Origin of the sequence: Tropicimonas marinistellae (assembly GCF_001509585.1) — a bacterium.
Lineage (GTDB): Bacteria > Pseudomonadota > Alphaproteobacteria > Rhodobacterales > Rhodobacteraceae > Tropicimonas > Tropicimonas marinistellae.
Genome location: NZ_LNCI01000002.1, coordinates 37,688 through 61,932, shown reverse-complemented (window position 1 = coordinate 61,932; position 24,245 = coordinate 37,688). Strand labels below are relative to the sequence as shown.

20 protein-coding genes are annotated in these 24,245 nt (G+C 64.6%); 4 read left to right on the top strand and 16 right to left on the bottom strand.

Annotation, left to right across the window (positions count from 1 at the left end; translation table 11 throughout):
- Positions 1-221 precede the first annotated feature (221 nt).
- From ARC39_RS03720 to ARC39_RS03710, 3 genes are all read right to left on the bottom strand, one after another.
- Positions 222-920, bottom strand: coding sequence for a GIN domain-containing protein (locus ARC39_RS03720; RefSeq protein ID WP_068110299.1), 699 nt, complete (start codon positions 918-920; stop codon positions 222-224).
- Positions 921-1,037: 117 nt separating this feature from the next.
- Positions 1,038-3,905: an excinuclease ABC subunit UvrA gene (uvrA, locus tag ARC39_RS03715; protein WP_068110296.1), complete on the bottom strand. Its 2,868-nt coding sequence runs from the start codon at positions 3,903-3,905 to the stop codon at positions 1,038-1,040.
- Positions 3,906-4,108: 203 nt separating this feature from the next.
- Positions 4,109-4,993: a LysR family transcriptional regulator gene (locus tag ARC39_RS03710; RefSeq protein WP_068110292.1), complete on the bottom strand. Its 885-nt coding sequence runs from the start codon at positions 4,991-4,993 to the stop codon at positions 4,109-4,111.
- Between the two features lie 124 nt (positions 4,994-5,117).
- On the opposite strand from ARC39_RS03710, the gene ARC39_RS03705 reads away from it, so the two are divergent.
- Positions 5,118-5,411: a DUF1330 domain-containing protein gene (locus ARC39_RS03705; RefSeq protein ID WP_068110290.1), complete on the top strand. Its 294-nt coding sequence runs from the start codon at positions 5,118-5,120 to the stop codon at positions 5,409-5,411.
- Positions 5,412-5,450: 39 nt separating this feature from the next.
- Here the strand turns inward: ARC39_RS03705 and ARC39_RS03700 are convergent, their stop codons facing one another.
- From ARC39_RS03700 to ARC39_RS03690, 3 genes are all read right to left on the bottom strand, one after another.
- Complete coding sequence (locus tag ARC39_RS03700) at positions 5,451-5,660, bottom strand: glycine zipper 2TM domain-containing protein (RefSeq protein ID WP_068110287.1); 210 nt, start codon at positions 5,658-5,660, stop codon at positions 5,451-5,453.
- A 169-nt stretch (positions 5,661-5,829) separates the two neighbouring features.
- A complete protein-coding gene (lpdA, locus tag ARC39_RS03695) occupies positions 5,830-7,224 on the bottom strand; it encodes a dihydrolipoyl dehydrogenase (RefSeq protein WP_068110284.1) in 1,395 nt (464 codons plus the stop codon).
- A gap of 173 nt (positions 7,225-7,397) precedes the next feature.
- Positions 7,398-7,991 (bottom strand): riboflavin synthase, encoded by a 594-nt coding sequence (locus ARC39_RS03690; RefSeq protein WP_068110281.1) that lies wholly within the window; start codon positions 7,989-7,991, stop codon positions 7,398-7,400.
- 217 nt (positions 7,992-8,208) lie between these two features.
- Between ARC39_RS03690 and ARC39_RS03685 the strand changes: the two genes are divergently transcribed.
- The 3 genes from ARC39_RS03685 to ARC39_RS03675 all read left to right on the top strand — a co-directional run bounded on the left by ARC39_RS03685 (position 8,209) and on the right by ARC39_RS03675 (position 12,859).
- A complete protein-coding gene (locus tag ARC39_RS03685) occupies positions 8,209-9,513 on the top strand; it encodes a capsule polysaccharide biogenesis protein (protein ID WP_068111590.1) in 1,305 nt (434 codons plus the stop codon).
- Between the two features lie 154 nt (positions 9,514-9,667).
- On the top strand, positions 9,668-10,804 hold the full coding sequence (locus tag ARC39_RS03680) for a polysaccharide biosynthesis/export family protein (protein WP_068110277.1): 1,137 nt from the start codon (positions 9,668-9,670) through the stop codon (positions 10,802-10,804).
- 9 nt (positions 10,805-10,813) lie between these two features.
- Complete coding sequence (locus ARC39_RS03675; RefSeq protein ID WP_068110274.1) at positions 10,814-12,859, top strand: capsule polysaccharide biogenesis protein; 2,046 nt, start codon at positions 10,814-10,816, stop codon at positions 12,857-12,859.
- 24 nt (positions 12,860-12,883) lie between these two features.
- Here the strand turns inward: ARC39_RS03675 and ribD are convergent, their stop codons facing one another.
- The 10 genes from ribD to ARC39_RS03625 all read right to left on the bottom strand — a co-directional run bounded on the left by ribD (position 12,884) and on the right by ARC39_RS03625 (position 24,241).
- Positions 12,884-14,014, bottom strand: coding sequence for a bifunctional diaminohydroxyphosphoribosylaminopyrimidine deaminase/5-amino-6-(5-phosphoribosylamino)uracil reductase RibD (ribD, locus tag ARC39_RS03670; protein WP_068110271.1), 1,131 nt, complete (start codon positions 14,012-14,014; stop codon positions 12,884-12,886).
- Positions 14,015-14,021: 7 nt separating this feature from the next.
- The gene (gene nrdR / locus ARC39_RS03665) at positions 14,022-14,489 is read right to left on the bottom strand and encodes a transcriptional regulator NrdR (RefSeq protein ID WP_068110268.1); all 468 of its coding nucleotides are present in this window, start codon (positions 14,487-14,489) and stop codon (positions 14,022-14,024) included.
- A 168-nt stretch (positions 14,490-14,657) separates the two neighbouring features.
- Entirely contained in the window at positions 14,658-15,074 is a 417-nt protein-coding gene (locus ARC39_RS03660) for a secondary thiamine-phosphate synthase enzyme YjbQ (protein ID WP_068111588.1), read from the bottom strand.
- A 127-nt stretch (positions 15,075-15,201) separates the two neighbouring features.
- Positions 15,202-15,663, bottom strand: a complete 462-nt coding sequence (locus ARC39_RS03655) for a hypothetical protein (protein WP_068110265.1) — start codon at positions 15,661-15,663, stop codon at positions 15,202-15,204.
- Between the two features lie 187 nt (positions 15,664-15,850).
- Entirely contained in the window at positions 15,851-17,158 is a 1,308-nt protein-coding gene (gene hflX, locus ARC39_RS03650; RefSeq protein ID WP_068110261.1) for a GTPase HflX, read from the bottom strand.
- Positions 17,155-17,388 carry an RNA chaperone Hfq gene (gene hfq, locus ARC39_RS03645; protein WP_042461931.1) on the bottom strand — a complete coding sequence of 78 codons (234 nt, stop codon included), beginning with the start codon at positions 17,386-17,388 and terminating at the stop codon, positions 17,155-17,157. The genes hflX and hfq overlap by 4 nt, the downstream gene beginning before the upstream one ends.
- 159 nt (positions 17,389-17,547) lie before the next feature.
- Positions 17,548-19,068 carry a TrkH family potassium uptake protein gene (locus tag ARC39_RS03640; RefSeq protein WP_068110257.1) on the bottom strand — a complete coding sequence of 507 codons (1,521 nt, stop codon included), beginning with the start codon at positions 19,066-19,068 and terminating at the stop codon, positions 17,548-17,550.
- A 14-nt stretch (positions 19,069-19,082) separates the two neighbouring features.
- Positions 19,083-20,459 carry a Trk system potassium transporter TrkA gene (gene trkA, locus ARC39_RS03635; RefSeq protein WP_068110253.1) on the bottom strand — a complete coding sequence of 459 codons (1,377 nt, stop codon included), beginning with the start codon at positions 20,457-20,459 and terminating at the stop codon, positions 19,083-19,085.
- Positions 20,460-20,611: 152 nt separating this feature from the next.
- Positions 20,612-22,024, bottom strand: a complete 1,413-nt coding sequence (gene ntrX, locus ARC39_RS03630; protein ID WP_068110249.1) for a nitrogen assimilation response regulator NtrX — start codon at positions 22,022-22,024, stop codon at positions 20,612-20,614.
- A 24-nt stretch (positions 22,025-22,048) separates the two neighbouring features.
- A complete protein-coding gene (locus ARC39_RS03625) occupies positions 22,049-24,241 on the bottom strand; it encodes a sensor histidine kinase NtrY-like (protein ID WP_068110247.1) in 2,193 nt (730 codons plus the stop codon).
- Positions 24,242-24,245: the final 4 nt, after the last annotated feature.

Below are 24,245 nucleotides of genomic sequence, written 5' to 3'. Positions count from 1 at the left end.
GCCGGGGCGATGTGCGGTGTGTGGACTGGCGTCCCCGAACCGGGAGCCGATAGGGGGCTGTGTTCCAATCCGAACGCATCCCCTACCGGGGTCCTCGCCCGACGCCAGGTGCCGGGCGCAGATTCCGCTCACGGCTGTGGACTGCCCTTTGCACTCGACATAGGCGTCGGGCATGCGCCTCTCCTGGTCGGCACTACCCGTTCAAGGAGACCGGCCGGCGGTCAGCCGGCAACCCTCACATCGCCGCCAGAGGATTCGCGTAGATCCTGATCTGTGGCCGTGCCGTGCAAACGGATGTCACCGCCGCTCGACGCGACGGCCTGCGCCGCATCGGTGGCGTGGGCCTCCATGTCGCTGCCGCTTGACGCCTTCACCGTAATCTGGCTGCAAACGAGGTCAGATGCCTCGATCTCGGCCCCGGACGACGCCCGCGCGGTCAGCGTTCCGCACACACCCTCGGCCGTGATCTCCGCACCGGAAGACGCTTTCAACACGGCCGATTGAACGTCGACCCCGTGCAGATCAAGAGACGCGCCACTGGAGGCTTTCGCCGAGACGCTCGCCGCCCGCACTCCCGCGACGTCCACATCGGCCGAGGCAACCGCGGCGACCTCTTCCAATTCGGGCATCGACACCGTTACCTCGTAGTGATCGGCCATTCCCATCAGGAAAAAACTCGCGCCCTTGCGGCGCTCGATGATCAGGGTGTCGCCGGATTGGCGAATGTCCAGCCGCCTGAGCAAGGAGCGGCGGGAAACATCCAAATCGACGCCGTAAGTGTCACCGGAGCGGATATCGACATCCACCGCTCCGCGCACAACAACCTTGGTGAATCCTTCGAAATCATAGCTCTTGTCCGCAGCCAGCAGAGGCGTCGCCGTGGCCAGCGCGATTGTCGATACCAGTAGGATCGGTTTCATGACTTTCATTTCCATGACGGCAATAAGTTAATGGCCTTAACATATGTAAACGGCCATAACATTCAAGTGACCCGACGCGAGAAAATGCGCCGGGTCAGGTAATCCGTACCTGAGAGACTATTCCGCCGCGTGTCGCCGCGCGGCTTCCAGCATCGGCCGCAGGTAGCGCCCGGTATGGCTGTCGGGCACCTCGGCCACCTCTTCGGGCGTGCCGGTGGCCACGACCGTGCCGCCGCCGTCGCCGCCCTCGGGGCCGATGTCGATGATCCAGTCGGCGGTTTTTATGACGTCGAGATTGTGCTCGATCACCACCACCGTATTCCCCTGCTCGACCAGTTCATGCAGAACTTCCAACAACTTGCGGACATCCTCGAAGTGCAGCCCCGTGGTGGGCTCGTCGAGAATGTAGAGCGTCCGCCCGGTCGAACGTTTCGCCAGTTCCTTTGAGAGCTTCACCCGCTGCGCCTCGCCGCCCGAAAGCGTCGTCGCCTGCTGCCCAACCTTGATGTAGCCCAGCCCCACCCGGACAAGCGCATCCATCTTCTCCCGGATGCTCGGCACCGCTTTGAAAAACGCTTGCGCGTCCTCGACCGTCATATCAAGAACATCGGCTATGCTCTTGCCTTTGAACTTGATTTCCAGTGTCTCGCGATTGTAGCGCGCGCCGTGGCAGGTCTCGCAGGTCACGTAGACATCGGGCAGGAAGTGCATCTCGATCTTGATCACACCGTCGCCCTGGCAGGCCTCGCAGCGCCCGCCCTTGACGTTGAAGGAGAACCGCCCCGGCTTGTAGCCGCGCGCCTTGGCCTCCGGAAGGCCGGCGAACCAGTCGCGGATCGGGGTGAAGGCGCCGGTATAGGTGGCCGGGTTGGAGCGCGGCGTGCGCCCGATGGGCCGCTGGTCGATGTCGATCACCTTGTCCAGATGCTCCAGCCCCTTGATGGTCTCGCAGGGCGCCGGGGTCTGGCGCGCCCCGTTCAGCCGCATCGAGGCGGTCTTGAACAGGGTCTCGATTGTCAGCGTGGATTTGCCGCCCCCGGAAACCCCTGTCACACATACGAATTTTCCAAGCGGGAAGTCGGCAGTGACCTTCTTGAGGTTGTTGCCGGTGGCTTTCACCACCGTTACCTTCTTGCCGTTCCCCTCGCGGCGGAACTGACTCACCGGGATCTCGCGTTTGCCGCTCAGGTAATCGCCGGTAATGGAGGCCGGGTGCGCCGCGATTTCCTCTGGCGTTCCCTTCGCCACCACCTGCCCGCCGTGGACGCCGGCGCCGGGGCCGATGTCGAAGACATAATCCGCTTCCCGGATCGCCTCCTCGTCGTGTTCCACGACGATCACAGTATTCCCTTGATCCCGCAGGTTTTTCAGCGTCCCGAGCAGGCGGTCGTTGTCGCGCTGGTGGAGCCCGATGGAGGGCTCGTCGAGCACGTAGAGCACGCCGGTCAGCCCGGAGCCGATCTGGCTGGCGAGCCGGATGCGCTGGCTCTCTCCCCCCGAAAGCGTGCCGGCGTTGCGCGACAGCGTGAGGTATTCCAGACCCACATTGTTCAGGAACCCAAGGCGTTCGCGGATTTCCTTCAGGATCGCGCGGGCGATCTCGTTTTTCTGCTGGGTCAGGCTCTCGGGCACGGTGTCGATCCAGGCAAAGGCCTCGCGGATCGACATCTGCACCACCTCGCCGACATGCAAACCCGCGATCTTCACCGCCAGCGCTTCGGGCCGCAGCCGGTAGCCCCCGCAGGAGCCGCAGGGTCTGTTGTTTTGATACCGCTCGAATTCTTCGCGGATCCAGTTGCTGTCGGTCTCGCGGTAGCGGCGCTCCATATTGGGGATCACGCCTTCGAAGCTGCGCGTCACCTGATAGACGCGTCCGCCCTCGTCGTAGCGAAACAGGATCTCCTCGTCGCCCGAACCGTAGAGGAACACCTGCTGCACCTTCTTCGGCAGGTCTTTCCAGCGGGCGTTCTTGTCGAATTCGTAGTGCTTGGCGATTGCCTCGATGGTCTGCAGGAAGTAGGGCGATTTCCCCTTGCGCCAGGGCGCGAGCGCCCCGTCATAGATCTTCAGCGTCGCATCCGGCACCACAAGGCGTTCGTCGAAAAAGAGCTCCACGCCCAGGCCGTCACATTCCGGGCAGGCACCAAAGGGCGCGTTGAAGGAGAAAAGGCGCGGTTCGATCTCCGGGATGGTGAAACCCGACACGGGACAGGCGAAATTCTCCGAGAAGGTGATGCGCTCGGGCTCCCCCTCCTCCGGCCGCGGTGCGGTTTCCAGAATGGCAATGCCGGAGGCCAGATCGAGCGCGGTGCGGAAACTGTCGGCCAGACGCGTCTCCATCCCCTCGCGCACCACGATGCGGTCGACCACAACGTCGATGTCATGGCGGAACTTCTTGTCGAGCTTTGGCGGTTCATCGAGGTCGAAAAACTCACCGTCCACCTTCACGCGCTGGAAGCCCTGCTTGCGCAACTCCAGGAATTCCTTCCGGTATTCCCCCTTCCGGTCGCGCACGATGGGGGCAAGCAAATGCGCCCGCGTGCCCTCTTCCATGGTCATCACCCGGTCCACCATGTCCTGCACCTGCTGCGCCTCGATGGGCAAACCGGTGGCGGGCGAATAGGGTGTGCCGACGCGGGCGAAGAGCAGGCGCAGGTAGTCGTAGATTTCGGTGACGGTGCCGACGGTGGAGCGCGGGTTCTTCGAGGTGGTTTTCTGTTCGATGGAAATCGCCGGGCTGAGGCCGGTGATGTGGTCCACATCCGGCTTTTCCATCATGTCGAGGAACTGCCGGGCATAGGCCGACAGGCTCTCCACGTAGCGCCGCTGCCCTTCGGCATAGATCGTATCGAACGCCAGAGAGGATTTGCCGGAACCAGACAGGCCGGTGATCACCACCAGCTCGTCGCGCGGGATATCCACGTCGATGCTCTTCAGGTTGTGCTCGCGCGCCCCGCGCACCTCGATGAACTTCTGTTCAGGCATGTCCCACCCCGTGACGGATGCGACAAGAGATAAGCGAGGCGCGGGGATTCTCCAATCGGAAAATGAGAACAAAATATAAACACGCGACTGCGCGCCGATTGCGGCGGCATAGAAAGGCACGACCGGGACCGACGATGAGACATCGCGCAGTAATTGTTTGCGCACTCTGGCCCCCACGCCCGTTACGGCCGTGCACGCAGCCCTTAGTCGTCAGGCCCGGCGTAATACGCTGCGCGACCGGAGAAACGCTCCGCGATGAAGCGCAGAAATCCGGCAACAAGCGGTGCGCGGCGCAGGTCTGGGTGGGTCAGCACCCAGATCGGCGCATAGGATGACATTTCCGTGCCCGGAAGCCGCACGAGCGCGGGATCTGTACCGCCGATGAAATGCGGCATTCGGGTAAAGGCGATCCCCTCGCGGACGAGAGACCGCGCCGCGATCATGTCGTCGCAGAGCGCGGCGAGCACGGTGTTCGGGAACCGTTCGAGGATGGATGGCGCGATTGGGCGATCCCAGGCAGTGAAGCCGACGAGCGGCAGCGGGCCATCGCCCGCAAGCGCCGCGGCATGGCGCTCCACGAATGCCGGGGTGGCATAATACCCGGCTCGCTGGTTGGCCACCTTGCGCCCCCAGAGGCTTTCGCTCGGGTGGCGCTGGATGCGTATCGCGACATCGGCTTCGCGCCGGTGCAGGTCCAGAATCCGGTTATCGCCGAGCAGGTGCAGGTCCACGTTCGGATGCGTATCGCGCCACAGCGCTATATCTCTGGCGAAGGCCGCATCGGCCATCAATGGCGGCACAGTCACGCGCAAGACCCCACTGCCGGGTGCCCGCGCGGTCAGATCGAGGTCAAGCGCCAGCACTTCGGCTTCCATCGTTTCTGCCCGTGCAACCGCCACCTCTCCGTCCGCCGTGGGGATCATCCCATCCGGCATGCGCTCGAAGAAGCGCCGCGCGGACGACGTTTCCAGCCGTTGAAGCTGGCGCGATACGGTGGCGTGGTTGACCCCCATCTTGCGCGCAGCGCCGGAGAGGCTCCCCGCCCGCGCGATCTCCAGGATCAATCTCAGGTCGTTCCAATCGAGCATGTCTCAGTCTCGCAGCCGGAATGGCAAGATGATGCCGTGCAATATCGCACATCCCCATTGAAAAGTTGAGCAATTCTGCAAGGGGCATCTATGGGCCTAGGTTCCTGTCGAAAGGAGACACATCGTGACCCACTACGTAACCGTACAAATCGACGTGACAGATCCGGAGGCGATGGCAGCCTATCGAGAACGCGGGTATGCGCCCGTTCTCAAGCATGGCGGTGAGATGATCGCCGGCGGACCGGAGTGCGAAGTACTGGAGGACACCGGTGCGGGCGCACCTGCCAGCGTTCTGCTAGCCTTCCCCGACGCTCAGGCAGCAAAGGACTGGATGGCCGATCCGGAGTTCGCGGATGTCTACGCGCTTCGGCGCAAGGCCGCTCGGACGGTGATCAGCCTGTTGCCGCCGAGAGCGTGAACGACCGGCCGGCGCCCGATGCGGCGCCGGCCGGTGGTATCAGTAACGGTTGGCGTTAGCGCCGATGGCCGCCCCCGTGGCCGCGCCGGCCACGGTCATCGCCGTCTTGCCCTGGCCGTCGCCGAACTGGTTGCCAATGGCGCCGCCGACAACGGCGCCGGTCGCGGCATTGACCGCCGGGTCGTTTGTGCACCCAGCGACCGAAAGTGCGATAAGACCTGCTGTGATCAGGGAGATGGTACGTGCCATTTTCTTTGGCCTCCTTTGCCTGTAGCCCCACCCGCCCGTCCTAAGCGAGGGGACGCCAGCGTCAAGGCGTGCATCGGCTGTGAACCGGGCGACCCAACGGCATCGGCGGAAATCCGACACGCGTAAAGCCGCATCAGTCGGTGCCCGGCCCGAAAGACCCCCGGAATGCCTAGAAGTGGATCGCGCGCCCGTAGGCGTCGAGCACGCTTTCGTGCATCATCTCGCTGAGCGTCGGGTGCGGGAAGACCGTTTCCATCAATTCGGCCTCGGTGGTCTCCAGCTGGCGGCCCACCACGTAGCCCTGGATCAGCTCGGTCACTTCCGCGCCGACCATGTGGGCGCCCAGAAGCTCGCCCGTCTTGGCGTCGAAGACCGTCTTGATCATCCCCTCGGGCTCTCCGAGCGCGATGGCTTTTCCGTTGCCGATGAAGGGGAAGCGGCCGACCTTGACCTGGTATCCGGCTTCCTTGGCCTTGGCCTCCGTCAGACCGACGCTGGCGACCTGGGGGTTGCAGTAGGTGCAACCTGCAATGCTCTCGGGCTTCACCGGATGCGCGTGCTTGCCGGCGATCAGCTCGGCCACCATCACGCCCTCGTGGCTGGCCTTGTGCGCGAGCCAGGGCGCACCGGCGATATCGCCGATGGCGTAGAGACCTTCGACGCCGGTGCGGCAGAACTCGTCGGTCACGACATGTGTCCGGTCGATCTTCACGCCGAGCGCTTCCAGGCCGAGGTTCTCCACATTCCCGACGATGCCGACCGCGGAAATCACCGTGTCGAAGTCGTGCTTCTCCACCTTGCCGCCGGTTTCGATGTGAGCGGTCACCTTGCCGGCCGCACGGTCGAGCTGCTTGACCATGCTCTTTTCGAGAATCTTCATGCCCTGCTTGGTGAACTGCTTCTTGGCGAAGGCGGAGATTTCCTCGTCTTCGACCGGCAGCACGCGGTCCAGCACCTCGACCACGGTCGTCTCCGCACCGAGCGTGTTGTAGAAGCTGGCGAATTCGATGCCGATGGCACCGGAGCCGATCACCAGCAGTTTCTTGGGCATGTGCGGCGGCTGGAGCGCGTCCTTGTAGGTCCAGACCCGCTTGCCGTCGCCTTCGAGGCCGGGCAACTGGCGGGCGCGGGCACCGGTGGCGAGCACGATGTTCTTGGCGCTCAGCTCCTCCGTGCCCTTGTCGGTCTTGACCGTCACCTTGCCCTTGCCGGCGAGCGTCGCCTCGCCCATCACCACCGTAACCTTGTTCTTCTTGAACAGATGCCCGATGCCGCCCGAAAGCTGCTTGGCCACGCCGCGCGACCGCTTCACCACCGCGTCGATGTCATAGCCGATCTTGTCGGCCGAAAGCCCGAAATCCTTGGCCCGCTCCATCAGGTGAAATACCTCGGCAGAGCGCAGCAGCGCCTTGGTCGGGATACAGCCCCAGTTCAGGCAGATGCCGCCCAGATGTTCGCGTTCCACGCAGGCAACCTTCAGCCCCAGTTGCGCGCCCCGGATGGCGGCAACGTAGCCGCCAGGACCGGCGCCGATAACGATCATGTCGAAAGTCTGTGCAGCCATGCCGGCCCCCTCCGCGAGAAAATATAGTTCAGCGTTAAACTATTTTTCGGCGCGCGCGAAGCCCTTGCGTCAACGCTTTGCGCGGATGGCCCGGAATTCTGCCATTCGCTGTGCGCATGGCTCGCCGCCTTTCGAGTGGAAACCCTGCATGGCGGCGCGGCCGCCAGCCAGCGTCAACCGGCTTCGGCGAGCCGCGCGACGTAGCGGGCGAGCGTGTCGATCTCGAGGTTCACCTTGTCGCCCGTGACAACTCCGCCCCAGGTCGTCACTTCCTTGGTGTGGGGGATGAAATTCACTCCGAACACGTCGCCCTCGACCTCGTTCACGGTCAGGGAGGTCCCGTTCAGAGCGACAGAGCCCTTCGGCGCGATGAATTTCGCCAGCCCGGCGGGGGCGCGGAAGCGGACACGCGTGCTGTCGCCCTCGTCGTGCATCGATATCACATCGGCGACGCCATCCACGTGACCGCTGACGATGTGGCCGCCCAACTCGTCGCCGACCTTCAACGCGCGCTCGAGGTTGATGCGTTTGCCCGCCTGCCAGTCACTGACCCCGATATTGGTTTTGTCCACGGTCTCGGCGGAGGCATCCACCTCGAACCAGTCCGTTCCCTTGGCGACCACGGTCAGGCAGACCCCGTCACAGGCGATCGAGGCGCCGATGTCCACTCCCGACATGTCGTAGGAGGTGCCGATCCGCGCCCGCAGATCGCCGCGTCTCTCCACCTGCCTGATTTCGCCGATGTCGGTTACGATTCCGGTGAACATTGAGAGCCTCCTATAGCCTCTCCGTCAGGTAAAGCCGCAACGCAGCGGCGGCAAGCGCCAATCCGTTAACCCGCCTGCGCGGCGACCGTGTTAGATCGCATCAATAACGCATGGCTGCTGGATTTCAGGCCACGGTTGGTGATAGCGCTCAGGGGACAATCGGCAGATGGACACAATGGCAGGCATCCCGCCCTCCCCGCCGCGCAGCGGCGATGCCATGGGAGCACCGATCATATCGCCCGGTACCCAGGGACGGTTCCTGTTCCTGCAGGGGCCGCATGGCCCCTTCTTCGGCCAATTGGCGGAGATGCTGCGGGCTGCCGGCGCCAGGGTCTGGCGGGTTGGGTTCAACGCCGGCGATGCCGCCTTCTGGCGCGACCGTGAGAGCTTCATTCCGTTCCGTGCACACGCTGACCGTTGGTCCGAGACCCTGGTCGACATTCTCGACAACAAGGCGATTACGGATCTGGTCCTCTATGGCGACACCCGGCCCATACATGCACAAGCGGTGAAGGCCGCGCAGGCGCGCGGGCTCAGGGTCCATGTCTTCGAGGAAGGATACCTCCGTCCCTACTGGATCACCTACGAACGCGGCGGTTCTAACGGGAATTCGCGGCTGATGGATCTCGGCCTAGATGCCATGCGCGCGGCGCTCGCCCATTCGGATACCGACCTGCCCGACACCCCGGGCCACTGGGGCGAAACGCGGCAACATATCTGGTACGGCGCGCTTTACCATTGGCACATCCTGTTCCGGAACCGGCGGTTCCGCCAGTACCGCCCGCACCGCGCGCTGCCAGTGCGCACCGAGTTCCGGTTGCATCTGCGGCGGTTGCTTCTCATGCCGGCACATGCGCTGGAGCGCGTCGCGGCCACGCGGGCCATTGCGCGCGCGGGCTTCCCGTTCCACCTGGTGCTCTTGCAGCTGGAGCACGATTCCAGCTTTCTTGCCCACAGCCCCTTCGGCTCGATGACGGAGTTTCTCGCCGTCTGCATCGCAGGCTTCGCCGACGGTGCGCCACGCCATCACCACCTCGTGTTCAAAGCCCACCCGCTCGAAGACGGCCGCACGCCGCTCAGGCGTGACATCCAGCGCATCGCCGCAGCCGCGGGCGTGGCGGACCGGGTACATTTCGTCCGCGGCGGCAAGCTCGCCGCGCTGCTCGACTTCGCGCGGAGCGCGATAACGGTGAACTCAACCGCGGGCCAGCAGGTGCTGTGGCGCGGACTGCCGCTGCGCTGTTTCGGAGCGGCAGTTTATGCAAAACCGGAGTTCGTCTCGCGCCAGCCTCTCCCGGAGTTCTTCGGCGCCCCCACCCGCCCAGACAGCCGCGCCTACCGCGATTTCCGCGCCTACCTTCTGGAGACCTCCCAGATCGCGGGGGGATATTACTCTGCTGCCGGGCGGCGGCGCGTGATGCGGCAGGTGGTGGACATGATGCTCAGCCCGCATGATCCCTACGAGGCGCTGGCCAGCGGGAATGCGCCTCCACGGCAGCAAATCCGGCTCGTTCAGGTGTGAACATTCCTGATACATCACGCCGGTCGCAGGGCGCGACCGGGCGGCAACACTCGCTCTGACGCTGACGCGGCGACTTCCCTTTTTTGGGCTATCGTGTACGGTCAGCCCAATAAAAAAGACGTCGAGGCAGAATTCCGGCCAAGGAGCCAGAGCAGTGCGTACCCAAGCTTCCCGCTGGGCCAAGGTATTGGCCCTTTTCCTTGTGGCATCCGTCGCGAGCGGTTGTGCCTTGCCGCGTTCCGGCCCTCACAAGAAAGAGATCTTCTCCGGATCGGTGATGGAAGACGGCGACGCCTTTGTGGTGGAAGTCTCGGATCATGTCACCCGCGCGACCTCCGTCACGCCGATCCTTGGGTTCACCAGCGACTTTCTCAATGCCGGCGAGGTCGGCTCCGATACGATCCGGCCCGGCGATACGCTTGGGCTGACTGTCTGGGAAAACGTGGATGACGGGCTCCTCTCAAGCGCGGGCCAGGCGGCCACGGTGCTGGAGGAGGTGCAGGTCGACGGCGCGGGCTTCATCTTCGTGCCCTATGCCGGCCGAATCCGGGCCGCCGGAAACACGCCGGAGCGTCTGCGCCAGATCATTACCGACAAGCTCGATGCGCAGACGCCGGATCCGCAGGTTCTGGTAACGCGCCTGTCCGGCGACGGCGCGACCGTTTCGGTGATGGGCGGGATCGCGGATCAGGGCGTGTACCCGATCGAACGCCCCACCCGGCGGCTTTCGGCCATGCTGGCACAGGCCGGCGGGCTGAGCATCGAACCCGAAGTGGCGCAAATCAACGTCATGCGCGGCGGACACCGTTCCACCGTCTGGTTCCAGGACCTCTTCAGCGACCCGCGGCTCGACATCGCGCTGCGCGGGGGCGACCGGATCCTTGTCGAGGAGGACACGCGGTCCTTCTCGGTTCTGGGGGCCACCGGCTCGCAGAACCGTGTCCGGTTCGAAACCCAGACGCTCAGCGCCATCGAAGCCATTGCGCAGGTTGGAGGGCTGGACAGCAATCTCGCCGACCCGACAGGCGTCTTCGTCTTCCGCAATGAGCCCGAGGCGATTTCCCGAAACGTGCTCGGCCGCAGCGACCTCGTGGGTGATCAGCGCATGGTCTATGTGCTGAACCTCACTGAACCGAACGGGATTTTCGAAGCACGCGACTTCGCCATTCGGGACGGTGACACGCTCTACGTGACCGAAGCGCCGTTCGTGCAATGGCGCAAGACGCTCTCGGCTGTCACCGGAACCCTGAATCCGCTGGCGAACTACTCCACGCTCGCCAACAACTTCTAGGTTCGGCAGGTGGAGAGCGATCCACGGCGGCTCTTCGTCTACAATGGCGGCTTTCTCAATCGCCGGGTACGGCGCATCCTGGCGCTGGCGGGGTGGCGGGTAACGACCGGTCGGCCCGGAGCGGACGACTGGATCGGGGTCTGGGGCCACAGCCCGACCGCCCGGCGCGGCGAGGCGATTGCCCGACGCACCGGCGCGCGCCTGTTGCGGGTGGAGGACGCGTTTCTGCGGTCGATCCGCACCGGCCGCGACGGGGCGCCGCCCATGGGATTGCTGCTCGATACAAGCGGCGTGCATTTCGACAGCGCGGCCCCCTCGGACCTGGAAACGCTGCTTGCGACCCACCCGCTTGACGATGCCGCGCTGCTTGCCCGCGCCCGTACCGCCATGGCGCGGTTGCACGAGGGACACCTGAGCAAATACAACGCGTTTTCGCCCGATCTTGATCCACCTGCGCCGGGCTATGTCCTCGTGATCGACCAGACGCGGGGCGATGCGTCCATCGCCCGTGCCGGCGCCTCGGCCGCTCGGTTTGCGGAAATGCTGACGGAGGCGCGGTTGGACCATCCCGGCACGCGCATCCTGGTCAAAACCCACCCCGAAACGCTCGCCGGCCACCGGTCCGGGCATTTTGACCCAACCGACTTGCCGGAGGGCGTGGAGACATGCGCGGCACAGGTCTCGCCGTGGCACCTGCTGGATGGCGCTGTCGCCGTCTATACCGTCTCCTCGCAGATGGGGTTCGAGGCAATTCTTGCCGGGCATCGGCCGCGGGTCTTCGGTCAGCCATTCTACTCGGGTTGGGGGCTGACGGAGGACCGCATACCGCTCGACCGCCGCCAGCGACAGCTGACCCGCACCCAGCTTTTTGCCGCTGCGATGATCCTCTATCCCGTGTGGTACGATCCTTGCCGGGACCGGTTGTGCGCGCTGGAGGAGGCGCTCGACGGGCTGGACTCTCGGGTGCGAGCCTTCCGCGAGGACAGCGACGGATACGTTGCAACCGGCATGCGTCTGTGGAAGCGCGGTCTGCTTCAAGGGTTTTTCGGAACCGAACGGCGGATGCGCTTCGTAGCCAATCCCTCGCGCGCGGTCGAGGTGGCGCGAGACACAGGGCGCCCGCTGCTCGCCTGGGCGAGCGGCCTCGAACCGGAGACCGAAGATGCGGCGGCGCGAGCCGGTCTGTCCCTGCGCCGGGTTGAAGACGGCTTTCTGCGGTCACGCGGGCTTGGGGCAGAGTTGATCCCGCCACTGTCTCTCGTCTCGGACGACCGGGGAATCTACTACGATCCGACACGGGAAAGCCGTTTGGAGGCGGAGATATCCCGCGCGGCCACATTCCCGCCGGAGGCGCTCGCACGGGCTGAGCGCCTGATCGCGGCGCTGCGTGCCTCCGGTGTGACCAAGTACAATGTCGGCAACGTCACCTTGCCATCGCTTCCGGAGGGGCGCCGCATACTCGTGCCCGGGCAAGTGGAAGACGACGCATCGATCACCCTCGGCTGCGGGGAGATCCGCACAAACCTCGGATTGCTGGGCGCAGCGCGTGCCGCCAATCCGGACGCCACGATCCTCTACAAGCCACATCCGGACGTCGAGGCCGGCCTCCGCCCCGGAGCGGTTCCTCAGGCGGAGGTGGAAGCGCTGGCGGATATGGTGGTCACCGGCGCGCATCCCGCCGTCTTGCTGGAGGCTGTCGACGCCGTCTGGACCCTGACTTCGCTCCTGGGTTTCGAGGCACTCTTGCGCGGGCGCCCCGTGACCTGCCTTGGCGCACCTTTCTATGCTGGCTGGGGTCTGACGGACGACCTTGGACCGGTGCCGGCGCGACGGCAGGCGCGGCCGAGCCTCGCCGCGCTCGTCCATGCCGCGCTCATCGCCTACCCGCGCTACCGCGATCCGGTGAGCGGGCTGCCCTGCCCCGTGGAAGTTGCCCTGGAGCGGCTGGAATACGGACCGTTGCCCGCTCCGGGACCAACACATCGGGGTCTGTCCAAGCTACAGGGACTGATGATTGGCCACGGAGCGTTCTGGCGGTCGCCCAAGAAGCTGTGACCGCACCCCCGTTCGGCCAGCGCGTCAGGCGCTGTTGACCACAGACTGCCGCACCGGACGCCAGTGCGCCACGACATCGGCGCCGACTCCGCCCACCCCGTCCAGCACGAAGCGCGGCGCCTCGGCGAGCCTGTCGATGCCCATCGCGCCAAGGCCCGGTTGCCCCTCCGCACCGAGACCCATACCGGCAATGAAGGTCACGAGTTCATCCACCACACCCGCATTCAAGAGCGAGGCTGCCAGCGTGCCGCCGCCCTCGCAGAAGACACGCGTCAGCCCGGCCGCACCAAGGGCGCGAAGCAATTGCACCGGATCGAGTTGCCGGCCACGGTCCACCGGAACCTCGACCATGCGGGCGCCCCGGGCCTTCCAGGTGGCCGTCCTTTCCGACACGGCGTCAACTCCATGACAGATCCACACGGGTGCGTCCCCGATCGCCCGGAACAGCCGGCTCTCCGTCGACAGGTCTACATGCCGCGAGGCAACGATCCGCACCGGCTGATGCGACACGCCGAGGCCACGCACGGTCAGCGATGGATCGTCGGCCCGAGCAGTGCCCGCCCCCACGAGCACCGCGTCATGGCGGGCACGCATGGCGTGAACCGCGCGCCGGGCGGCCGGGCCGGTTATCCACTGGCTCTCGCCCGTGGCAGTGGCAATGCGGCCATCGACAGAACTGGCCAGCTTGAGTGTCAGATGCGGGCGCCCCTCGGTCATGAGGCGCAGGAAGCCCTCGTTGGCGCGCCGCGCCTCTGCCTCCAGAACGCCGGTCGTCACGGCGACCCCGGCGTGGCGCAGGATCGCGTGGCCGCCGCCATCGACGCGCGGATCGGGATCTGTCAGCGCGGTGACAACGCGGGCAATACCGGCGGCGACGAGTGCCTCCGCACAGGGCGGGGTCTTGCCGTGATGCGCACAGGGCTCCAGCGTGACATAGGCCGTCGCGCCGCGCGCCGCCGATCCGGCCTGTGCCAGCGCCTCTGTCTCGGCATGGGGACGTCCGCCAGGCTGGGTCCAGCCGCGGCCAAGAACGCGGCCGTTCCGGACGATAACGCAGCCCACTGCCGGATTTGGCCAGACCTGCCCCAGCCCGCGCGCACCAAGGCCGAGCGCCATTGCCATCCACCGGCGGTCGACCGCGGCGGCTGCCTCCATGGGGATTCTACTCCTGCGGCGTTGCGGACGGACGCAATTCGCTGACGAACTTGTCGAAGTCGTCCGCGGCCTGGAAATTCTTGTAGACGCTTGCGAACCGCACATAGGCCACGGTGTCGATGCGCGCCAGGCTCTCCATAACGATCTCGCCGATTACCTTTGAGGCAATGTCGGTCTCGCCCATGCTTTCGAGCCTCCGGACGATGCCGGAGATCATCTGGTCAATCCGCTCCGGCTCCACCGGGCGTTTTTGTAGGGCGATGCGGATCGACCGCTCCAGCTTGTCGCGGTCGAAATCTTCCCGCCTGCCATTGGACTTGATGACCACGAGGTCGCGCAACTGCACACGCTCGTAGGTGGTGAACCGGCCACCGCACGCCGGGCAGAACCGCCGTCTGCGTATCGCCACATGATCCTCGGCGGGCCGGGAATCCTTGACCTGCGTATCCACGTTTCCACAAAACGGGCAGCGCATCGCGTCCCCCTCACCTCTGCACCAGGGGTCGCCCCCTTCTCGTTGGTCCGACTATAGGGAATGTGCCATGGCTTGGGTAGAGGGTATGTTGAAACACCGCATCTGGGGGAAACCTACAGGATATTCTGGCCACACGGCACCCACATCTAGCCCTGCGCTGTGCAGGCGCTAGCCGAGATGCGCGACCACGTCACGCTGGTGCGGACGTGTGCGGTGTTCAAAGAGATAGATGCCTTGCCATGTGCCGAGTGCCATACGCCCGGCGGAAACGGGAATTCCGAGCGACACCGGCAGAAGTGCGGCCTTGATATGGGCGGGCATATCGTCGGGGCCTTCGTAGGTGTGTTGAAGGTAGCTCATGGAGGGATCGGTTGTCGGCGGTACGAGGCGATGAAAGAACGCCGTGAGGTCGTCGCGCACTTCGGGATCGGCGTTTTCCTGTATCAGCAAGGAGGCCGATGTATGGCGCACCAATAGCGTGAGCAAGCCCGTGTCCACGGGCTGCGCCGCCACCCAGTTGGCGATTTCGGACGTGAATTCGTAGAGGCCCGGTCCGCGGGTGGAAATGGTGAAGGTGGTTTGCATGATGTCGGGACGATGCAGCTTGTCCCGGGGCGTTGCAAGCGCGTCGGCCCGGGCCATGGGGCCGACCGTGCCTCGGAGATAGGGCTTCAAGGCGCGGTCGATCCGCACAATCGACTCCGGATGCGCGCTACCGGAAGCCGCCGCGCCGGAATTTCCGACGGCTGTCCGTGCATCCCGTGAAGCCATGCGCCGCCGTCCGGCGCTCGCCCACGTTCGAAACACTCAGGGAAAGCCCCGTCGCCGCCTCCGACGAGGCCTCGACCTCGGGCGATGGCGCAACGGTGAACACGACCGAGCGCTGGTTGGGCAAGGTCACGCCCCGCCCAACGCCCCGTAGAACGTATATTGGCGTGCGCCCCTTGTCCGGCGCGAACCGGCGTACATAGTCCGCAGCGGCGCACCAGTAGTCCGGTGCAGCGGCATTCATCCTGTGAAAGACCTCGAACATTCCAGGATAGCCGGGGATGTAATTTACCCGCATCGTGTTGGTGGCGCGGTAATTCCTGTCGAGATCTGCACCCGCCGCGAGCGGCGTCAGCAACCCGGCGACAAAGCCGAGAAGCGCAATACTCGCCCCCAATCGACGCATCCCATCCTCCTAACGGTCACCGCCGTTCTGTTTGCGTTTCACGGACCGGTTGCCGACCGACGCGGCAGGGCACTGCCCCCGCCATAGCCGCTGATCGAACCAAAGGTATCATGCCTACAATAGGGGACAGGCGCTAAGCTTCCAGTATCACGAAACCTTGTAGCCGCGTTCACGCCACCGATTGCGATCATAGACGCCCGAACGCCTCGCGTTGCCGCGCCGTCCAGCGCACTTCGATCTCCCAGCCATCCGCGCCTTGCCGCTCATCGGTCACGACCTTGCGTTCATGCAGCCATGCGTGCTTCCGGCCCTCGGAAAACGGCAGATGCAAGACGTCGTCGCTGCGCACCCCGTCGAGCGCCTCGGTGATAGCAGCGACCAGCCCATCCATTCCCAGCCCGGTCCACGCCGAGATGGTCAGGACATCCGGGCGCCGCGCTGCAAGGGTTTCGAGGGGCTCGCGCTCCGCCTCTTGCAAGAGGTCCATCTTGTTCCAGACCTCGATGCGCGGCGTTTCGTCGGACACGCCCAACTCGTGCAGGATCGACTCAACGTCCTCGGCCTGCGCATCCGTCTCGGCATGGCTGATATCCCGCACATGAACGATCAAGTCGGCCGCGAGTACCTCCTCCAGCGTGGCGCGGAATGCCGCCACGAGCTGCGTCGGCAAGTCGGAGATGAAACCAACCGTGTCCGACAGGATCACCTTCTGCCCAGACGTCAGCGTCACCCCCCGCATCGTTGGGTCGAGCGTGGCGAAGAGCATGTCCTTGGCGAGGACCTCCGCACCGGTCAGGCGGTTGAAGAGCGTCGATTTGCCGGCATTGGTGTAGCCCACCAGAGCCACGACCGGGAACGGCACCTTGGCACGCGACGCCCGGTGCAGGGCTCGCGTCTTCACGACCTTTTCCAGTTGCCGGCGGATGCGGGTGATCGCCTCGTCAATGGCGCGGCGGTCCGCCTCGATCTGCGTTTCACCCGGCCCACCGACGAAGCCAAGCCCGCCGCGCTGGCGTTCCAGGTGGGTCCATGCCCGTACAAGCCGGGTGCGCTGATAGGAGAGCGCGGCGAGTTCCACCTGCAGCACCCCCTCACGGGTGGCCGCGCGGTCTGCGAAAATCTCCAGAATGAGTCCGGTCCGGTCCAGGAGCTTGACGCCCCATTCCTTTTCCAGATTGCGCTGCTGCACGGGGGTGACCGGCCCGTCCACCAGAACCAGCCCGACCTCGTCGGCCTCGATCCGCGCTTTCAACTCGTCGAGCTTGCCCGATCCGAAGAGCGTGCCGGGCTGCGGCGTGCGCAGGGGCACGACCTCGCCACCGACGATGGTCAACCCCGGCAGGGCTGCAGCCAATGACACAGCCTCCGCCAACCCCGCGGCCGCTGGGCGGCGGTCGGGATCGCCGAGAATATCGGGGTGAAGGACCAGAGCGCGTTCCGCAGGACCGTCCCCGCGGTCCTCCCCGCGGCCGGCCCCGCTCTCGAACTCGGTCAGTCTTCGCCCTCGTAGAGGTTGATCGGTTGGGACGGCATGATCGTGGAAATTGCATGCTTGTAGACCAGCTGCGACTGTCCGTCGCGGCGTAGCAGCACGCAGAAGTTGTCGAACCAGGTGATCACACCCTGCAACTTGACGCCGTTGATCAAAAAGATCGTAACGGGCACCTTGGTCTTGCGAACGTGGTTAAGGAATGCATCCTGCAAGTTCTGCTTATCTGCAGCCATTATTCTTGCCTTGTTTTGTTATAGTTGGCGAAATGCCATGTCTCATATCGGGGCGGAGGCCACCCATCGGGGACCACTATGATATGGGATCGCGACAGATTCCAGCCCCCTCTGAGCGGGATGCCCCCGCGATTTCGCACCTGCGGCAACGGATATCCCTCATTTGCGCCAGAACTGCGGGTTGAACAGCGCAAGAATCGCCAGCGTCTCGAGCCGGCCAAGCGCCATTGCGAGCCCCAAAACCACCTTTCCGGGGTCGTTCAGTGCCGCGTAACTCACCGGGTGCTCCAGGACCACGTGGCCCGCTGGCCCCGTCGTGGAGAGCGCCGCAACCGCCATGACGATGGATTCGTCGAACGCGGCACCGGCGACGGAGAGCGCCATCGACACGCCTGCCAGCGACAGCGCGAAGAGCATGAAGAAAATCCAGGCGACGTAAGCCCCCTGTTTGCGAATGCTCCGCCCTCCGTGTTTCGCGCCTCCGACCGAACTCGGATAGATCAGCCGCTCCATCTCCCGCTCCGAGTGTTTGTAGAGCGCGAAAACGCGAAGCAGCTTCACACCGCCGGCCGTCGTTGCCACCCCGCCGCCGATCAGAGCCAGCCCCAACAGCACCAGTCCTGGCGTCCGCAACCCCGACCAGGCACTGGCGACATCCCATTCGGAGCTGACAAAGCCGGCGGTGGACAAGAAAGAGAGAACGCTGAACGTCGCCCCCCAAAGCACGTTCAACGCCGAGGGCAACTCGCCGATCGTATCGACCTCGTAGGCGCCGATCCAATGCCGAAGGAACAGAAAACTCGGAACCAGAATGACCAATCCGAGGCCGATGCGGGCCTCCGGATCACCTGCGAGATTGCGGGCGCCACGCGGCGTAAACGCCCCAGAGAACGTCACGCGCGTGATCGCGAAGGAAAAGAAGACGAATATCAGCGCTTCGCCCGCCAGACCGGCCTGCGCCCCCTCCATACCACCCACCGGGCTGATCCCGCTGGTGGCCATGGTGGACATGGCATGACAGACCGCGACAAGCGCGTCCTCGCCCAATGCGACAAGCCCCAGCCAAAGGAGCGCCGTCAGCCCCACGTAGACCGGCAGCAATTGCAACGTGAAACGCAAGAGCCGCTCGCGCGGGTCGCCAAGACCGAGCGCGCCGACCCGGCGCCCGGGCCGCGCCCCCACACCGACGGTGCCCGAGGAGATCACCTCGAACCCGCCCAGATTCATCGGTGCCATCAGCGCAAAGGCGGCAACCCATGCCAGGAAACCGCCCATCCAGCCCACCAGGGCGCGCCACAAGTGCAGCGACGAGGACAAGCGTTCGGGCGCGAAGAGGGTCGCTCCGGTGGTGGTGATCGAGGACACCATCTCGACCCAGGCATTCATGTAGGTCGTCGACTGGACACCCTGTTGAAACGGCACCGCCAGCATCAATGGCAAGAGCGTATAGGCGGCCGCCAGCGCGGCAAGGTGGCTCCGGACGAGGCTGCGGGATCGATGATTGGCGACAGCAACGGCAATGATCGCCGTCAGAAACAGGAAGAGCACCGCCGACAGGCCGAAGACATGCGCCGCCCGCAAGTCGCCGACCGCAATCCCATGGAACGCCGGCACCAGCATCGCCGCGGCCCCGATCCCCATCAGGAGCACGATCAACGGAAGGTCATAGAGACGGAACATCGGGAGGCGCGGCCTCAGAAGAAATCGATGGAGACCTGAAGCAACCGCTCCACCTCGGGCACGTCGTCGGCCATGGCAAAGATCATCACGATGTCCCCCTCGAGGATGCGCGTACTGCCGTCCGGCATCAGAATCTCGTCGTCCCGCTTGATCGCGCCGAGCAGCGCGCCCTCCGGAAAATCCACCTCGCGCAGCGATTTACCGGATATGGGTGAGGTCGACAGCACCTGTGCCTCGATTACTTCGGCCTCCGCATCACCGATGGAATAGACGCCCCTGACGCGGCCATGCCGGATATGGCGAAGGATCGAGCTGACGGTCGTCGCGCGCGGATTGACGTAGGCGTCGATCCCGAGCGGTTCCATCAGGGTAACGAGGGTTGGATCGTTGACCAAGGCGATCGCCATCTTGCACCCTGCCGTCTTCGCGCGCACGGCCGCGAGCAGATTGACCTTGTCGTCGTCTGTTACACAAACCACGGCATCCGCCCGCCCCACGCTCGCTTCCGCAAGCACCTCGCTGTCCATGCCGTCGCCATTGAGCACAATCGTTCGCTCCAGTGCATCTGCCGCGTGCTCCGCGCGCGCCCTGTCCCGTTCGATCACCCTGGCGCGAATGCGGGTCTCGCTCTTCTCCAGCGCCTTGGCCACGGCAAGGCCGACGTTGCCGGCCCCGACGATGACCACACGTTCTTGCCGTCGGGTCGGTTTACCGAAGATCTCCAGCGTCCGCTTCACGTCTTCACGATGCGCGGCGAGATAGACCTGATCCTCGACGAAGAGCTGATCCCCCGGCTCCGGCGCAAAGAGCGTACCCTCGCGCCGCACCCCCACAACCATGGCCCGGAGGGTCGAGAACAGATCGGTCAACTGGCGAAGCGGGGTATTCAGAACGGGGCAATCCGGATCGAGGTGGATGCCCAGAAGCTGCACCTGATCGTCCAGGAAGCTCTCCGTATCGAATGTTGCGGGTGCCGCAATTCGCTGGAGCGCCGCCTCGGCCACCTCGCGCTCGGGGCTGATGACGACGTCGATCGGCATGTGATCGCGCTTGTAGAGGTCGCGATAAATCGCCTCCAGGTAGGATTGCGCACGCAGGCGGGCGATCTTGCGCGTGACGCCAAACACCGAGTGGGCCACCTGGCAGGTGACCATGTTGACCTCGTCCGAATGGGTTGCGGCGATTACCATGTCGGCATCGCGCGCGCCCGCGCGGTCGAGCACGTCCGGGTAACTTGCGAATCCGGCGATACCGGCAACGTCCAACGTGTCTGTTGCACGGCGCACCAGATCAGCATTGTTGTCGACAACAGTGACGTCGTTCTGCTCACTGGCGAGGTGCCGGGCGATCTGCCAGCCGACCTGACCCGCCCCACAGATGATGACCTTCATCGCTCCGGCCCATGATCATTCGCGGTTGCAACAGGCATGGCAGAGCGCACGGGGGGCGTCAACGCCCCGACCTGCGGCAGCCCGCGCAAGAGTGGTGCGAAGGTTCCAACGCGCAACCTGCAAACTCTTGCGGGGCAGTCTGGAACAGCGCCCTACTCTGCCGCCTGCGACGACGCCTCGACATGCGCGACCCGCGTCCCGGCCTTCGACGAGGTAACGACGCCGAGCGACTTCAATTTGCGGTGGAGCGCCGAACGCTCCATGCCGACGAACGTCGCCGTCCGGCTGATGTTGCCGCCAAACCGATTGATCTGGGTCAGGAGGTACTCGCGCTCGAACAACTCGCGCGCCTCACGCAGCGGCAGGGTCGCCAACGCACCGGAGAGGACCACGCGCCCATCATCCGCTTCGTTGGAATCCGCGCCCTCGAGCTCGCGCACCGCGATGGCCGCGCTGCCCTCGCCCAGGATCAGCACGCGTTCGATCACGTTCTTGAGCTGGCGCACATTCCCGGGCAGATGCATTGTCTGCAGCAGCGCTTCGGCCTCATCGCTCAACTCCCGCAGGGGCAGACCCTGGGAGGCGTTGAACCCGTCGATGAAATGCCGCGCCAGTTCGGGGATGTCTTCGCGGCGCTCGTCCAGACCTGGAACGCGGATCGGCACGACATTGAGGCGATGATACAGCTCCTGCCGAAAATTGCCCGCAGCAATCTCGCTTTCGAGGTCGCGGTTCGTGGAGGAGATCACGCGGATATCCACCCGAACCTTGTCGGAGCCGCCAACGCGCTGGAACTGCTGATCGACCAGCACCCGGAGGATCTTGGACTGGGTGCCCAGCGGCATGTCGGCAATCTCGTCGAAATAGAGCACGCCACCATGCGCTTCTTCCAGCAGACCGGGCTCCACGCCTCGGTCCACGCCCTCCCGTCCGAAGAGGACCTCTTCCATGCGCTCTGGCTCGATGGAGGCCGAGTTGACCGATACGAACGGGGCGTCGGCCCGGTTGGAATTGGCGTGAATGTAGCGCGCGGCCACTTCCTTTCCGGCGCCGGCGGGGCCAGTCAGCATCACCCGGCCGTTCGACCGCGTGACCTTGTCGAGATGCGATTTCAGGGATTTGAATGCCGCGCTGGAACCGATCATTTCCGCGGTCGAGACGTCCTTGCGGCGCAGCTCGGTGTTTTCCCGGCGCAGGCGCGAGGTTTCCATTGCCCGACGGATCACCACGAGAAGCTGGTCGATATTGAAGGGCTTCTCGATGAAATCGTAGGCGCCCTGCTTGATCGCGGCGACGGCGATCTCGATATTGCCGTGCCCGGAGATGATCACCACCGGAATGTCCGGACGGTCGCGCTTGACGGATTTCAGGATGTCGATCCCGTCCATCTTGCTGTCCTTGAGCCAGATGTCGAGGATCATCAACGCAGGCGGCTCCTCCTCGATGGCGTTCATGCACTCCTCGGAGTTTGCGGCCAGCCGCACGCTGAAGCCCTCGTCACGGAGGATGTCGCCGATCAACTCCCGGATATCGCGTTCGTCATCGGTGATAAGAATGTCGCCCATATTCCTGATCTCCCTCAAGTTTTCTCACTCGGCTGCTTGGTCGAGCGTGGCTGCGCAGGGCAGCCGGATTTCTGCCAACGCACCGAAGTGCGCATTTCCTTCAAATACCGGGGCGTCCCGCAATTCGAGCGTGCCGCCATGTTCCTCGATAATCTTCTTCACGATCGGAAGGCCGAGGCCCGTTCCCTTCGACCGAGTGGTTACATAGGGCTCGAACAAGCGCCCTCTATCTTCCGGAAGGCCAATTCCATTGTCGGCGATCCGGATGATCCCTAGCGGACCTTCCTGAACCAGGCTGACCCGTATTTCCGGCACGAACCCATCTGGTGCGCCTTTTTCCTCAAGGCTTTCAATCGCCTCACCACCATTCTTGATGAGGTTCGTCAGAGCCTGACCGATCATCGTCTCGTCCACCGTAACGGGGGTCGGAGCGTCCGGCAGATCCCAGTGCAGAGCCTCGCCAAGCTGTTGGTGCTGCAACGTCACCGCATCGCGTACCAGCTTCGTCAGGTCGGAGTCCCGACGGTCCGGTTCCGGCATCCGGGCGAACTTCGAGAATTCATCGACGATGCGCCGCAGATCGTCGGTCTGGCGCACGATGACATCGGTCATCGACGTGAGCGCCTCGGCGTCCTCCGCGTCCAGCTTGCGGGCGAACTTCCGCTTCAGTCGCTCTGCCGAAAGCTGGATCGGCGTCAGTGGGTTCTTGATCTCGTGTGCGATCCGCCGCGCCACATCTCCCCATGCGGCCATCCGCTGCGCGGTTACAAGCTCCGTGACGTCGTCAAATGCCACAACGTAGCCTTCCAGCGTGCCCTCGACAGAACGCCGTTCGGCCAGGCGCACCAGCAGGTTTTCCAGTTTTCCGTCTCGCGTTATTCGGATTTCATCCTGAGTGACGCCCCGGTCATCCGACCGCAATCGTGCAAGCAGGCCGGCGAATTCCGGAACCGCCTTCGCAAGGGCATCGTGATGATCTCCGGCGCCGGCGTCGAGTTGCAGCAACCGCACGGCCGCCGGGTTCATGAAATCCACGCGCCCGTCCGGGTCGAGACCGATCACGCCGGCGGTTACCGATGTCAGAACCGTTTCGAACAGGCGCCGCCGCGCCTCGATCTGCGCGTTGGTTTCAAGCAACGTTTGCCGCTGCGCACTGAGTTGGCGGGTCATCTGGTTGAAGACCCGGCCAAGGGTCGCGATCTCGTCGTCTCCCTGCTCCTCGCGCACCTGCACCGACAGGTCGCCGCGCCCCACTTCGCCGGCGGCGGCGGCAAGGCGGCCAATCGGGCGCGAAAGCCGTTCGGCGAACCACAGCCCCAGCCAGATCGCCGCCAGGATGAGGATCAGCGCGAACCCTAGGTAGAGTAACGAGAACTCGAACAGGATGCGCCCGCGCTCATCTTCCAACTGGTTGTAAAGGCGAATTGATTCCTGTGTCTCGTCGAGCAGGGAGAGAATGTTGCCATCCACATCGCGGCTGACATAGAGGTATCGGTCCGTGAAGGAATCGAGTTTCACGAGCGCGCGGAACTCGTTGATATCCCAATCCTCGATCATCACGGTTTCGCCGGCCTCGGCGCGTGCGATCTGGTCGGCCGTCGGCTGCTCGTAGTCGAACAGATAGGAGCGTTCGCCGCGTGAGCGAAGCTGGCCCGAGGAATCAATCACGTAGGCTTCGCGCAGGCCGCGCTGGATTTGCGCCTGCCCCTGGGTCAGGAACTGGCGCACCTCGCCATCCGACAAGCCGAGTGTCGTGCTCCCGGCAGCATCGAGATAGGCGGCAAGCCCCTGCGCATCCTGCCGCAGATCGCGCACATGCTCGGTTTCATAGGCCTCGGCGGCAGACAGGGAAGCGCCAACGACATTGCGCACCCGGTCCGAGAACCATCCCTCCAGACCGATATTGATCGTCAGCCCGGCGAAGATCGCGACCAGAACCGCCGGCAGAAGCGCGATCAGGGCGAAGACGCCGGTCAACCGCAGGTGGAGCTTGGACCCCGCCGAATCCGCCCGCCGCGCACCGATCATCGCAATCACGCGCCCAAGCACGAGGGTCGCAACCGCGAGGATGTAGACGAGGTCGATGAGCAGAACGAGGCGCAATGCCGGAGAGGATGCCCCCTGCCCCAGCGGCCCCATCAGGAGGAACGTCCCGACAACGAGAACAGGGCCGAGCACAACCAAAGCGAGAGTCGCCGTGGTTTGCACACGGCGCATCCGT

Bases quoted from the DNA above. Each gene is read 5' to 3' on its own strand.
- ARC39_RS03720 (WP_068110299.1), bottom strand. From the start codon at position 920: ATGAAACCGATCCTACTGGTATCGACAATCGCGCTGGCCACGGCGACG.
- uvrA (WP_068110296.1), bottom strand. From the start codon at position 3,905: ATGCCTGAACAGAAGTTCATCGAGGTGCGCGGGGCGCGCGAGCACAAC.
- ARC39_RS03710 (WP_068110292.1), bottom strand. From the start codon at position 4,993: ATGCTCGATTGGAACGACCTGAGATTGATCCTGGAGATCGCGCGGGCG.
- ARC39_RS03700 (WP_068110287.1), bottom strand. From the start codon at position 5,660: ATGGCACGTACCATCTCCCTGATCACAGCAGGTCTTATCGCACTTTCG.
- lpdA (WP_068110284.1), bottom strand. From the start codon at position 7,224: ATGGCTGCACAGACTTTCGACATGATCGTTATCGGCGCCGGTCCTGGC.
- ARC39_RS03690 (WP_068110281.1), bottom strand. From the start codon at position 7,991: ATGTTCACCGGAATCGTAACCGACATCGGCGAAATCAGGCAGGTGGAG.
- ARC39_RS03685 (WP_068111590.1), top strand. From the start codon at position 8,209: ATGGGAGCACCGATCATATCGCCCGGTACCCAGGGACGGTTCCTGTTC.
- ribD (WP_068110271.1), bottom strand. From the start codon at position 14,014: ATGGAGGCAGCCGCCGCGGTCGACCGCCGGTGGATGGCAATGGCGCTC.
- nrdR (WP_068110268.1), bottom strand. From the start codon at position 14,489: ATGCGCTGCCCGTTTTGTGGAAACGTGGATACGCAGGTCAAGGATTCC.
- ARC39_RS03660 (WP_068111588.1), bottom strand. From the start codon at position 15,074: ATGCAAACCACCTTCACCATTTCCACCCGCGGACCGGGCCTCTACGAA.
- ARC39_RS03655 (WP_068110265.1), bottom strand. From the start codon at position 15,663: ATGCGTCGATTGGGGGCGAGTATTGCGCTTCTCGGCTTTGTCGCCGGG.
- hfq (WP_042461931.1), bottom strand. From the start codon at position 17,388: ATGGCTGCAGATAAGCAGAACTTGCAGGATGCATTCCTTAACCACGTT.
- ARC39_RS03640 (WP_068110257.1), bottom strand. From the start codon at position 19,068: ATGTTCCGTCTCTATGACCTTCCGTTGATCGTGCTCCTGATGGGGATC.
- trkA (WP_068110253.1), bottom strand. From the start codon at position 20,459: ATGAAGGTCATCATCTGTGGGGCGGGTCAGGTCGGCTGGCAGATCGCC.
- ntrX (WP_068110249.1), bottom strand. From the start codon at position 22,024: ATGGGCGACATTCTTATCACCGATGACGAACGCGATATCCGGGAGTTG.
- ARC39_RS03625 (WP_068110247.1), bottom strand. From the start codon at position 24,241: ATGCGCCGTGTGCAAACCACGGCGACTCTCGCTTTGGTTGTGCTCGGC.